We start from the raw sequence: 13406 nt of genomic DNA, 5'->3' as shown, positions 1-13406 counted from the left end.
TTGTAAATATAATAACAAAAGAGAAACATAAATGGATTCAAATACCTTGCAAGAAGATTTGCAATGGTGCTTAAATGCACGGCCATTACTTCCCTATTCGCTACCCTATAGTGTAAATCTGGCTTGGCAGCAGCAATGGAAAAGTGCCCTATTCAACCAATTAAACAGATTACCTTCGATTAAACCTCACCCACGTTTAGGTTTATATTTTGAACAGCTATGGCGAGCCTTAATAAAACGACATCCCGATTGGCAGTTATTAGCCGATAATATCCCCGTACAAGAAAATGGAAAGACGCTGGGTGCGATTGATTTCTTACTCGTAAATCATCGGCAGCAAAAGGTTGAACATTGGGAATTAGCCCTAAAATTTTATTTGGCCGTAAAAAGTAACAGTAGTGCCTACGATTATGTTGGCCCAAACCTGCAAGATCGGCTAAGCAACAAGCTAAGTAAACTGTTACTCAAACAGATCCCTCTCGGCCGTCATCCACAAATCCAAGCACTACGACAAGTTTACTCACACTATCAATTTAAACAGCGCATCATATTGTCAGGTTATCTGTTCGAGCAAGCGCCGGAACGCAGTGAAACACTGCAGAGTCTCCATTGGTATAGTCATCAACAATGGCGAAAAAATCATCGAGGAGAAGATTGGTGTGAACTCAATAAACAGCAATGGTTAAGCCCGCCGGCTCATCAGTTAGAGCCCATTAAATCAACAAGCTGGCAAATCGATCGGCCAGTGCAACTGTATTGTCCACAACAACAGAAAAGAATTTTTGTTTGCCCTGACGAATGGTTCATCAGGGCAAAAGCGAGTTAGGAATAAGAGATAACTTAAGCTTTATTCTCGTCCAGAGAATATTCGCGCATCATCGCTTCAACCGTTTCAACCATGTTGGTACTGCCACAGAAAAAAGGAACACGTTGATGTAACTCAGTCGGCTCAATATCCATAATTCGATTAAAGCCATCACTGGCTTTACCGCCTGCTTGCTCAATAAGGAAGGCCATTGGGTTGCACTCATACAATAAGCGTAGCTTCCCGGAGGGCGCAGACGCTGTTGAAGGATAAATGTAGATCCCACCCTTAAGCAAGTTACGATGGAAATCAGACACTAAAGACCCAATGTAACGAGAGGTATAGGGGCGATTAGTATTCGGTTCAATCTCTTGACAATATTTGAGGTACTTCTTTACCCCAGTTGGAAACTTAAGGTAATTCCCTTCATTAATCGAATAGATAATCCCATCTTTAGGGATCGTCATGTTCTCGTGGGATAAATAGAATACACCTAAAGATGGATCGCAGGTAAAACCATGTACGCCATGACCCGTGGTATAGACCAACATAGTTGATGAACCATAAACCACGTAACCAGCCGCGACCTGACGATAGCCTGGTTGCAAAAAGTCTTCTAATACAACAGGGGAACTACAAGGACTGATCCGTCGATAAATAGAAAAAATAGTGCCTACTGATACATTCACATCAATATTAGAAGAACCATCTAAGGGGTCCATCAGAACAACGTATTTACTGTCGATAGAACGAGTACTATCAAAACTAACAAATTCATCTTCTTCTTCAGAAGCGACACCACATACTTCACCCCTTGCTTCCAATGCCGCTTTAAACATTTCATTGGCATAAAGATCGAGCTTTTGTTGTACTTCTCCTTGTACATTTTCTACGCCAGTTGCGCCAATAATATCGACTAAACCAGCCTTATTGATTTCGCGGTTAACCACCTTTGCGGCTAAACGAATCGCCCCAAGCAGTTGGGTCAGCTCTCCCGTAGCTTCAGGAAACTGGTGCTGCTTCTCAATTATGTATTCACCCAGAGTTATCATTTGTATCCCTATTTATTGACTCGCCCATGAAAACCTTTTCAATCTCCACAGTTATTTTGCAAGTATTTATTAAAAATTACTAGCATCATTAGTCAATTGTAATACATATAAGCGAAAAAAATATTTGCAAATGCATAAAATTAACACTACTGTATATCCATACAGTAATTGTAAGGCCGTTAAATTTGGCATCGACTGAGAGCATGGAGCGAACAATGGCACAACAAATCAATCAACTGCTACAGAACAACAAAGTTTGGCAAGGTAAGCAATGGCATCGCAGCCAGCTAACGGTGCAAGCAAGCGGCTTTGAACAGCTTGATCAACAGCTCCCAGGCCAAGGTTGGCCACAAGGCGCAATGACAGAAGTCCTCTATGAACAACAAGGTATTGGGGAACTACAACTGCTGTTACCGGCCCTGGCTAAATTAAGTAAAAAATCACAATGGATCATATGGGTGGCGCCTCCGTTCATGCCAAATGCCCCAGCACTGCAACAACACAACATTGATATAAGTAAGGTGATTGTGATCCGCCCAGAACAGTGCAGCGATATTATCTGGACCATTGAACAAGCCCTTAAAAGTGGCTGTTGCAGCGCCGTGTTAGGCTGGGTTGATCATTTAGATTTAAAAGCCAGTCGCCGCTTGCAACTAGCTGCCGAACAAGGCGACTGTCTCAGTTATTTATTTAGACCTTTGCAGCAACAACAACAAAGCTCCAGCGCTAGTGTTCGCATTGCACTACATCCCAATAGAAATACTGACCAAATCAGCTACCAGCTATTAAAACGACGCGGCGCAGCTCCGCTCTACGGGCAACATATTCCTCGTCGAGTTTAATAGCAAAGCACTCAATGTGACTAAAGCATGTATTGGATTTACCTTGATTTCCCACAACTCGCGCTGGACTTGCTACAGCGCGAACATTCGCTCTCCGAAGCCTTAGCTATTCACCATAAGCAACAACTCTCTCAGTTCAACAAGGCAGCGCATCAGCTAGGGCTCTACTTTGGCTGTTCGCTCAATACCGCCTATCAGCTGGCACCACAGCTCCATCTCTATGAACAACAAACGCAAGTTACTGATGATTTGTTTCAAAACTTAGCCCAACAAGCTTTAAGCTATGCTGCGCAAGTCGCCCTGCACCCAGATTATGGCCTATTTATTAATGGTTCTGGCATGCAGAGTATTTATCCCACCCCCCAGACTCATGCTCAACAACTAAGCATCATCTATCAACAACAAGGCTTAAGCTTTCGACTGGCCTGGGCCAACACCGCGCTCGCTGCTCGCTGGCTGGTTTGCTCAAAGCATAAACAAGCACCCTATAGAGGGGTCGAAACACTCGACGCTCTACCACTAAGCGCCTGTGATTTGCCAAAAACACAAATTGCCAGCTTACAAGCCATGGGGCTTTACACATTTAAACAGCTTTGCGCATTACCTCGCCCAGAACTGCGAAAACGTTTAGGAGAACAAAGCCTAAAAAGCTTAGATCAGGCGCGAGGTAAACAGCCATACCCGCTCGCTTTTATTCAAGCACAAGACCGTTACCAGCAAATGTTTCCACTGCTGAGTGAAATCAACACCACTCAAGCTTTAATGTTTCCTTTGAAGCAAGCTTGCCAACATTTACAACACTGGCTAAGAGAACGCCAGTATTGCTGTAATGAAATCGTCCTTGAATTATGTTTTCGTGATAAGGCCAAACAAAGGCTCCTGTTACGCAGTGCCCGTATGCTACAAAGTCGTCACGACTGGTTTGCCTTATTTCAGCTGAAACTAGAGACTCTGAGATTACCAGCGGCGTTGCTCGAGTTTAACCTCAGTAGCGAAGCGCTCTACCCTTTAAATCATTCGAGCAATGGGCTATTTGACCAAGACCAAACTCAACTCGATGATCTGTTATTTGATCAACTCAACATCCGTTTAGGTAGCCAACGGATCCATCGTTTAAGCTGTCGAGCTGATTATCGGCCTGAACTAGCCAGCCAATATCAACCCTTAGAACATACCTCTGCACTTAGTTATCCGAGTAACTTTCCTCGACCATGCTGGTTACTGCCCCAGCTTAAACCAATCAATATTGTGCATTATAAGCTGCTCTCAGCTCCAGAACGTATTGCCAGCGGATGGTGGGATGAGCACCAAATTAACCGCGATTATTATTTGGCGAAAAGTCAGCATGAGGCGCTTGCTTGGATATGCCAAGAGAATCAGCAATGGTTTTTACATGGTTGGTTTGGCTAGGCTGTTGCACTTAACTAATGATTTTTAATCAAGTACTTAGTCGCAGAAAAAGCGGCTTAATGCCGCAGCTATCACTCTCTATTCTCAATGAGGAAGAAAATGTATTTAGCCCCGCTTTCCAAATGCGCTTATCAACAGACCTCGTTTATTTTAGCGGCTTATCTATGACGCCATCACACAGACTCGGCCTCATACAAGCTGCGGTCCCATCATTACCAGAAATAGACAAGCAGTAAGATGAATACGATTCCTTTTGCCGAACTCAATGCTCAGAGTAACTTTAGTTTTTTATATGGCGCGTCCCACCCTGAGGAGTTGGTCGAACAGGCCCAGCAATATCAATATCAAGCGATTGCCATCACCGACGAATGTAGCTTAAGTGGTGTTGTACGCGCCCACCAACAAGCGACTCAACTCGGGATCAAACTGCTCATTGGTAGCCAATTTACTTGTCAGGAACAATGCCAAATCGTGTTGCTTGCCAAAGATCTACAAGGCTATCAACAGCTTTGTCGCTTGATTACAGCAGCTAGAAAAAATAGTCATAAGGGTCACTACCAACTCAACTTGAGTCAGTTTGAAAAAGACTTAGACAACTGCATACTGCTCATAAAAGCTACGCCACAACTAACGACAGCCCAGCTTCACCAGCTACAAACAGTCCGAAAACAACCGCTATATCTGCTATTGCACAATGATTTAACCGAAACCAGTCAACAGCTTAATGACTACCGCCACTTAGCAAAATCTAACCAAGTTCGCTGTGTTGCCTCCATGAATCCTCGCATGCATCTCGCCAAGCGGAAAAAGCTGGCCGATGTGCTCGATGCGATCCGCCACCATACCTGTGTACAACAGGCTGGATTTTTACTCTCCCCCAATGCCGAACGCCGCCTTTTAAGATGGCCACAACTACAGCAGCGTTACCGAGCAGAAGAACTAGCACTAAGCAGTGAATTGGCAGAACAATGTCAATTCAGTTTAAATGAGCTTCGTTACCAATACCCAAAAGACTGTGTTCCAAAGGGTTACACTGCCCAAGACTACTTACGAATACTCGTAGAACGGGGGGCAAAAAAACGTTTTGGTAAAACCTTAGCGGACGAGATCCGTCAACAGATTGACCACGAATTAGCCTTAATTAGCGAACTCAACTACGAGCATTACTTTTTAACCATTTATGACATCGTCGATTACGCACGGAAACAACAGATCCTGTGCCAAGGGCGAGGCTCAGCCGCTAATTCGGTGGTCTGTTACTGTTTATATATTACCGAAGTTCATCCCCAGCAAGCAGGTTTATTATTTGAACGCTTTATCTCCAAAGAGCGAGATGAGCCACCCGACATTGATGTTGATTTTGAGCACCAACGCCGTGAAGAAGTGATCCAATATATCTACCAAAAATATGGTCGTGACCGCGCGGCTCTTGCTGCCAGCATTGTGACCTACCGAACCCGTAGCGCCATCAATGACATCGGCAAAGCCTTAGCGATCCCTGCACATATTCTGCATAGTCTCAACCATCATATCGACTGGCGCGATAAAAGTTCCAACACCCGTGAAAAGATTATTAAATCTGGCTCACTACCCGCCGCTCACGTACATCACTTTGCCGAATTAGTGGAACAATTACGGGGCTTTCCGCGCCACCTTTCGCAACACGTCGGGGGATTTGTTATCGCGCAAGGGCAACTTTGTGACTTAGTGCCGATTGAAAATGCTGCCATGGCCGAACGCACGATTATTCAGTGGGATAAGAATGATTTAGAAGCACTACATTTAATGAAAGTAGATATTCTCGCGCTTGGCATGCTAAGCGCGATCCGCCGCTGTCTGAGGAGTTTGAGTGAACGGGAACAGCGCCGTATTAGCCTGAGCGACATTCCACAGAACGACCCTTGCACCTACGATATGTTATGTAGTGGCGACAGCATTGGGATTTTTCAAATCGAGTCGCGAGCACAAATGAGTATGTTGCCGCGTTTAAAGCCCAGAAGCTATTACGACTTAGTGATCGAAGTCGCCATCGTACGTCCCGGCCCCATCCAAGGCGATATGGTGCATCCTTACCTACGACGACGTCACGGAGAAGAAGCCGTTAGCTATCCTAGCCCAGAGGTCGAATCGGTATTAAGTCGAACCCTCGGGATCCCAATTTTCCAAGAACAAGTCATCAAATTAGCGATGGTCGCGGCCGGATTTAGTGGCGGCGAAGCCGATCAATTACGTCGCGCGATGGCCGCTTGGAAACGTAATGGTAAGCTCCGCTATTTTAAAGATAAATTAATCAACGGTATGCTTAGTCGCGGCTATCAACTCGATTTTGCCGAACGCTTATTCTCACAAATATTGGGCTTTGGTGAATATGGTTTTCCGGAGTCTCATGCCGCCAGCTTTGCTCTGTTGGTTTACATTTCTTCTTGGTTAAAGTGTCACGAACCCGCCGCCTTTTGCTGTGCATTGCTCAATAGCCAACCAATGGGATTTTATAGTCCTAGTCAACTGATACAAGATATTCAACGCCATGGGGTTAGCATCTTAGCAATCGACATTAACCACAGCGCTTGGGAGCATCACCTAGATTACCAAAGCGCAGCTAAGGGAGCGATCCGCTTAGGCTTAAAACAAATCAAAGGGTTAAATCGACATAAGATCAATCGCTTGCTACAACAGCGCCCCGCTCAAGGCTTCACTCATCTGGCGCAAATCACCGCCTGCTTAGACCAAAGTAGTTTAAACGCCTTAGCTTCAGCCGATGCTTTCGCGGGTCTTGCCGGTCATCGCCATCAAACACGTTGGAAAATGAGTGGTATCGAGCCAGATCTACCGCTATTTGCAATGCCCTCTGAGGCAAAAGTGCAACTGCCTGTCCCGAGTGAAATTGAAGATATCACCCAAGATTATCTCACGACTAACCTGAGTTTACGCCACCATCCTCTGCAGCTGTTGCGCGAACACCAAGCCCTAAAAAATTGTTTGTCACAATTGCAATTACAAGGCTGCCAACACGGTCAATTAGTTACCGTCGTTGGTTTAGTGGTAGGACGTCAACGCCCAGGGGCAACGGCCGATGTCACCTTCGTCACCCTAGAGGATGAAACTGGTAATAGCAATGTGATAGTCTGGCCAGCAACCGCCAAAGCTCAGCGTAAAGCGCTTATTTCATCTCGCTTACTTAAAGTGACAGGGCGCTTAGAACGCTGTGATAATGTATTGCATATTATCGCCGGAAAGTTAGAGGATTGCTCATGGCTATTGGCCGATTTATCGATCCACTCCCGCGACTTTCGTTAAATGAAGGCTGAACAATAGGATATCTATGTTAGATCGCTACGCCGTAAAACTGATTAAAGCACCACTGGACTACGTCGCCAAGCATTTAGATAAGGCGGGTTTGAATGCCAACCAAATCACCCTCAGCGGATTTGTGCTCGGCTTAGCAGCCATTCCTATGTTGGCCTTTCAACACTATGATTGGGCCTTAGGCTTGATCATACTCAACCGTATATTCGATGGTTTAGACGGCGCATTGGCAAGGCGTCAAGGTTGTAGCGATTTTGGCGGCTACCTTGATATTGTCTGTGATTTTATCTTTTACTCTGGTGTCGTTTTGGGATTTGCTCTGGCCGCTCCTGAGCAAAATTCCATTGCAGCCAATGTACTCATCTGGACTTTTATGGGTACTGGCTCAAGTTTCCTCACTTTTGCCATTATGGCCGCCAAAAGAGATATAGAGAATACGGTATATCCACACAAGTCCTTATATTACTTGGGAGGACTCACCGAAGGTAGTGAAACCATCGCTTTATTCCTGATTTTTTGCATATATCCGGAGCATTTCCCCACCTTGGCCCTAGGTTTTGCAGCTCTGTGTTTCATCACCACATTAACTCGGGTCTTAGCAGCCAAGGCCACTTTTATTGATTCACCAAATCAAGGGCCAGAAACTCCAAAGGCAGGTGACTAGAAACGCCTCGGTTTATGCTTGTTTACCGTCTATTTTGTTGAATTGTCATATCCCTATAGGCTGAAACATCACAGTGAATGGGCGAAACCAAAGAACAAGAAAGATCCTGAGAATCGCTTTTATGACAGAACGCTCAGCGTAACCCAAAATAGAGAAAGGTTACGCCATTTCCTAAAGACGAGAATTGGTCTCTATCTACAATAAAGACCTGAGATAAGCACCAGGATTAAGCCACAGCACCTTTTGCCAACTGCTGTGGGCCCAAAGCTAATAAAGCAAGGTTTGCCTGTCGAGCTTGCTCTGCATCACCAGCCATAATCGATTGATAAATAGCCGTATGTTCAGGCATACAAGTATGACCATCCTGAGAAGCATATTTAAAGTAATGTACGTACATCACCTGTAAGACATTCGCGAAAGGAATAAAGAAGCAGTTTCCGGTCGCCAAATAGATTAAACGATGAAAACGCAAGTCCGCCTCGACCCATTCAGACCAATCTTGTTTTTTAGCGACCGCCGACATTTGTAAAAAAGCTTCAGTTAATGCACTACGTTGCTGGGACGTGGCATTCTTTGCAGCCAAAGCCGCAGCTTGTGGTTCAATAGCTTGGCGTAAAGCAATAAATTCATCCATTGCTTGCTGTTGCATTCCCAGGCCAGACATCCAACTCAATAACTGAGGATCGAGCATATTCCAGTGTTCTCGAGCTCTAACTCGAGTCCCAATCTTAGGTCGCGACTCCAATAAGCCTTTGGAGCTAAGATGTTTAATCGCTTCTCGCAAGGCCGTTCGACTCACCGCAAACTGTTCACACAACTCCATCTCGGATGGAATAATACTATGTTGCGCAAGTGCTCCCGATAAAATACTTTTAGCAACTTCTCTTGCCACTTGTAAGTGCAAACTCCGAGCAGCACCTTCGATCGTTGAAAATTCACTAGCCATAGGGATCCTTATACTTTCCTATGATTTAATCCAAAATAAATATGAAAACAGCTCGCTCATCTATAATGACTAAAGCGTCACTACGGTAGCATGATTTTATTTTTTCTCTATAGGTAATGATTTAATAATTTGATAATACTGTATTTTTTTCAATACACTTGTGAATCCGAATCCACAAATCGTAGTCGTAATTTTACGAAAATTGGTAACAGATCAGCTTACTTGTATGATGATTAAGTTTAATTTGACAGCCAATTTTAAAATCATCAGTACGCCCTATTTCGGGTATAACTCTCTTCACTTAATCTAAGAAAATTGCCATCGGGTGAGTGTTTAATGGGTTTGGCCATTGCTTATCTGTGAATCACAATCAGCCATTAAAGCAACTTGAAGCCAAAGCCCACCCTCAATATGCAATACAATAAGTTAATATTAATTTATGGCGGAGTTCAATCCATATTGAGGATGGCCTGTTGGTACTGCAGTGACCAATACTCTCGATAAAAACCCCGGTATAACCAGTGAGCAACTCTTTAACACCGCTCACCCAATGACAAGGTATGATAATACTCACTCTATTTTAGCCATTCGCGGCCGCAACAGCTCGACACGCTTTTGGCATCATAAAATACTCCGCTTGTTGCTGATCACTCCGGGTTTCTCCATAAGGTATCACTTGTCGACCTCGTCATAGCTGCTGGCCAAGTTCGCTACTCGGCTTATCTAAAGCGCCTTCAAGCATTTGGCGAAGCCCTTCAACTCGGTTTCAAGCATCTTCCGAGCGGTAAACACCAATAAACATAAACCTCATTGCGAAGCGCAGGCGTACATCGGCCCAAATGACATAAAAAACGAGTCATATGAATCACCACCTGATGATGTATTGAGTAAGGGGCTTTACCAAACAAAAGACGATATTACTGGTGAAAGCCACTGAGTGACTGACAACCATTATAGACAGCTGAATTAGTTACCGATTGTCGCTTGTTAAATATCGCCACACGCCGAATTCATCTAGCATAGCTTGATAGACGCGACAACTTGACCGACAAAAAGTGGTATTACCCCCTTCATACTGGGTGTCACGGCGATTCATTGCGTTATACTTCTGCTGAAACTGAAAGCTTAGCTCAAACATTGGTTTTGCTGCTCTGTAATCAGTTCGGATGAAGCTAAACTAACAACCGATCAACACCCTCGCTACCGAAAAATAAGCAAGTATTTTTCGGTAGCGACAAATAGAAGGCACAAACACAAGCAAGGTTGCGCCTTCAAGTTTTTATCCCAATTGCTGTTTAAAAAAGTCTAGCGTGCGACTCCAGGCGAGTTCGGCCTGCAGCTCGTCATAACGGCCAGTGGAGTCATTATGAAAACCATGATTGGCCCCCTGATACATATGCATCTGGTAAGCAACCTTGTTCGCCAGCAGATCTTGTTCATAATCGGGCCAGGTAGCATTCACCCGTTTATCTAACTCAGCCAGGTGGATCAACAAGGGCGCTTTAATATTTGACCGAAGCTCTTTCGCGGATGGCGTTCCGTAAAATGGTACGCCTGCATTCAGCTGCTTGGCCATTCTTGCTGCTAGCATATTCACCACATAACCACCAAAACAAAAACCAACCGCGCCCAACTTGCCGTTACTGGCGGGATGTTCCTTCAAAAAAACGGCGGCGGCCAAAAAGTCTTGTTCAATTTTACCTTTATCAAGGGACTTTTGCATACTACACCCTTGATCATCATTCCCCGGATAGCCGCCTAATGTATGCAATGCATCGGGTGCAAATGCAATATAGCCAGCCTTGGCTAAGCGCCGCGCAACGTCTTTAATATAAGGATTTAAGCCCCGGTTTTCATGGATCACTAAGATCACCGGCAGCGGTTTGTCGGCATTCTTCGGTGTGACCAGATAACCTCGCCCTTCACCATGTCCCATTGGTGAATCAAACAAGACATACTCGGCTTTAATCTCGGGATCATTAAACGACACCTGCTCAGCCAAGGCATAATTAGGAAGTAGAGCCGAAGACAACATCGCCATAGAAAAACCCAAAGCGGTCAGCTTTGCCAAACGCGCCAGAAAGGTTCGCCGGTCAATCAAGCCATGTGCATATTCGTCATACCAGTCAAAAGCCTCTTGGGGAATCGCGTAAGACTGAGCATCGATACTTGCTGCTGTGCTAGAAAACTGATTAGATTGAGCCACTATCATACCCTCACGTAAAAATAAATTTGCATCCAATGCGACGGCTCACACAGTTGCTTCTGAGCTGCGGCATCTCCATTTACCAACAATCGTTACTCTGGTTCAGCATCAATCGATTGCCCAAACGGCAATCATTAATAAACGCCAAGCATGTTGCTTGTCCTTCACCCAAAACAGAGTGGCTTGAAGTACTCCCATACCACAACGATCAGCTTCACAACAAATCAGACAACACATTGGCTACAAATTACCAACCAAATATCAACATAAATGATCTAAGCAATAAGCGCAAACTATCACGAGAGATCCCTCAACCATCAAATCAAATGGTTTGCGATAAACAATACCGTACGCGCTTAGCTAAGTGCGCTAAACTTTGCGAACCAACCGCTAATAAAGGAAATCAAGTCAATATGCTGGAGCGATTCAAACTGGTAATTAGCTTGAGTGTTATGGTCAATGTTTCCGTGATGGCAGCCAGTCACCCTTGGGAGCAGATCAATAGCCCCTCACATGGGAGCCCTAATGCCATAGGCGCCTATAACCAAGGTTGTCTAGCCGGAGGCCAGCCCTTAGCGCTCACCGGTGAAGGCTATCGGGTGGTTTACCCCGAACGTCGACGCAATTATGGTCATCCAAGCTTACTCGGATTTATTCAAGACTATGCCAAAACGCTAAAAGCTAAGGGCCTGCAGAATATTCTCATTGCCGATATGTCAATGCCGCGAGGCGGACCATTTAGTCATGGTCATCGTAGTCATCAAATCGGCTTAGATGTGGATATTTGGTTTAAAACCACCACGGACAAACTCACGCCATCCCAACAGACAAACCTTAGGCCTATCAACTTAGTTGACTCAAAAAACTTCCGACTTGAATCTGCTTGGTCAAGTACGCATCAGCAAATGCTAAAAATTGCCGCGCAAGACCCGCGAGTCGCGAGGATCTTCGTTAATCCGGTCATCAAACAGCAGCTCTGCACTCACACTCAAGCCAAACAACGCTGGTTGGCTAAAATTCGACCTTGGTGGGGGCATACCAAACATATGCACATCAGGCTTCACTGCCCTATCGATCAACCACTGTGCCAAGAACAAACGGCCTTAGCTGAAGGCAATGGCTGTCAAGATCTGGTTTGGTGGAAACAACAACTGACGCAACCAGCAACTCTGCGTAACACTCCCCCAGCAAAGCCCAAACCTAAAGTAGACTTACCAGCCCCATGCGCTCAATTACTTGCTCGACCCGAAACCAAAGCATAGGCCCAATCATCGCGACCGCGCAGCTCCGCCAGTGCAACAGCTTTTTGTATATCGTAGGCAACCTGATATTGCGCCACTGTCCAACCTTGCGCCGTCAACTCTACAATGGCATAACGTGCATGCGGGCTAAAATTTTCCATCACATGTGAATTGGGCCAATCATCTCGATAAGCTTGTAAGCCGACACTGCCGGGGTTCACCAGCAATTGCTGCTCCCCGATGTTCACCACCCTTGGCGTATGGCTATGACCGCATAAAATTAACGGTGATGTTTGCCCTTCGAGTAAAGCTAATATTTCATGCTCTGAACGTAGCTGGGCAAAGCCTTGACTCACGTCATCTACGAGGTAGATCAAGTCATCCCCAGGGCTTGCATGACACAAATAAACCTGCTCGTTCAATTGCAGATCAAAAGGAAGCTGCTGCATCCACTGGAGTGGCTCAGGCCCTAAGTCGTCTAAAATAAACTGCATCGTTGGGTTCGTCGCGCAATCAGCAGCACTTGCTTGATAAATCTGGCGATCTTGATTTCCACAAATCGTCACAAAATCAAGTTCCCTCAGGCGCTCGTAAGTCGCCCGAGGCGCAATCGGTCCATATAAAATATCACCTAGATTGACCACCACATCAACCCCTCGGCTCTCAATATCTGCCACCACCGCCTCAAGTGCGTACAGATTGCTGTGGATATCTGACAATACCGCAATTCGCATCAACTCATCCTCTTTAAAATTCAACTTGGTCGCTTCAATAACTCGAGTCAAACAATACCCGTCCGTGTCTTAAACCTAATGGACGAACTGGGATTGCCGGTAAGTTTTTACCGCAAGCCTATGAAGTAACAGATTTATATCAGAAATTCACTAGAGTTAACCAGCAAAGTATTGTCATTGCGATAAACCTGAAGCTTGTA

General features: G+C 45.2%; 10 protein-coding genes. 6 read left to right on the top strand and 4 right to left on the bottom strand.

Going from position 1 to position 13406, the window contains the following annotated elements; all coding sequences use genetic code 11:
* The first annotated feature begins 31 nt into the window (after window positions 1-31).
* Window positions 32-826 carry a DUF1853 family protein gene (locus tag ACRRSY_RS10370; protein WP_432452952.1) on the top strand — a complete coding sequence of 265 codons (795 nt, stop codon included), beginning with the start codon at window positions 32-34 and terminating at the stop codon, window positions 824-826.
* Between the two features lie 14 nt (window positions 827-840).
* Here ACRRSY_RS10370 and fbp read toward each other — a convergent pair whose 3' ends face one another.
* Window positions 841-1857 (bottom strand): class 1 fructose-bisphosphatase, encoded by a 1017-nt coding sequence (gene fbp, locus ACRRSY_RS10365; RefSeq protein ID WP_432452951.1) that lies wholly within the window; start codon window positions 1855-1857, stop codon window positions 841-843.
* A 215-nt stretch (window positions 1858-2072) separates the two neighbouring features.
* Between fbp and imuA the strand changes: the two genes are divergently transcribed.
* The 4 genes from imuA (at window position 2073) to ACRRSY_RS10345 (ending at window position 8079) form a co-directional block, all read left to right on the top strand.
* The gene (gene imuA, locus ACRRSY_RS10360) at window positions 2073-2699 is read left to right on the top strand and encodes a translesion DNA synthesis-associated protein ImuA (RefSeq protein WP_432452950.1); all 627 of its coding nucleotides are present in this window, start codon (window positions 2073-2075) and stop codon (window positions 2697-2699) included.
* A 27-nt stretch (window positions 2700-2726) separates the two neighbouring features.
* Window positions 2727-4109, top strand: a complete 1383-nt coding sequence (locus ACRRSY_RS10355; protein WP_432452949.1) for a Y-family DNA polymerase — start codon at window positions 2727-2729, stop codon at window positions 4107-4109.
* A gap of 237 nt (window positions 4110-4346) precedes the next feature.
* Window positions 4347-7406: an error-prone DNA polymerase gene (locus ACRRSY_RS10350; RefSeq protein ID WP_432463122.1), complete on the top strand. Its 3060-nt coding sequence runs from the start codon at window positions 4347-4349 to the stop codon at window positions 7404-7406.
* A gap of 25 nt (window positions 7407-7431) precedes the next feature.
* Window positions 7432-8079 carry a CDP-alcohol phosphatidyltransferase family protein gene (locus ACRRSY_RS10345; RefSeq protein ID WP_432452947.1) on the top strand — a complete coding sequence of 216 codons (648 nt, stop codon included), beginning with the start codon at window positions 7432-7434 and terminating at the stop codon, window positions 8077-8079.
* Window positions 8080-8305: 226 nt separating this feature from the next.
* Here the strand turns inward: ACRRSY_RS10345 and ACRRSY_RS10340 are convergent, their stop codons facing one another.
* Window positions 8306-9025, bottom strand: a complete 720-nt coding sequence (locus ACRRSY_RS10340; RefSeq protein WP_432452946.1) for a FadR/GntR family transcriptional regulator — start codon at window positions 9023-9025, stop codon at window positions 8306-8308.
* 1279 nt (window positions 9026-10304) lie between these two features.
* On the bottom strand, window positions 10305-11231 hold the full coding sequence (locus ACRRSY_RS10335; protein WP_432463121.1) for a dienelactone hydrolase family protein: 927 nt from the start codon (window positions 11229-11231) through the stop codon (window positions 10305-10307).
* A gap of 413 nt (window positions 11232-11644) precedes the next feature.
* Here ACRRSY_RS10335 and mepA point away from each other — a divergent pair, with 413 nt between their 5' ends.
* Complete coding sequence (gene mepA / locus ACRRSY_RS10330) at window positions 11645-12493, top strand: penicillin-insensitive murein endopeptidase (protein WP_432452943.1); 849 nt, start codon at window positions 11645-11647, stop codon at window positions 12491-12493.
* Here mepA and ACRRSY_RS10325 read toward each other — a convergent pair.
* Entirely contained in the window at window positions 12460-13257 is a 798-nt protein-coding gene (locus ACRRSY_RS10325; protein WP_432452941.1) for a metallophosphoesterase family protein, read from the bottom strand. The two genes, mepA and ACRRSY_RS10325, sit on opposite strands and share 34 nt — an antisense overlap.
* Window positions 13258-13406: the final 149 nt, after the last annotated feature.

Origin of the sequence: Agarivorans sp. QJM3NY_33 (assembly GCF_050870865.2) — a bacterium.
Lineage (GTDB): Bacteria > Pseudomonadota > Gammaproteobacteria > Enterobacterales > Celerinatantimonadaceae > Agarivorans.
Note: the sequence above shows the minus strand (reverse complement) of the source record. Positions and strands in the feature narration are given on the sequence as shown.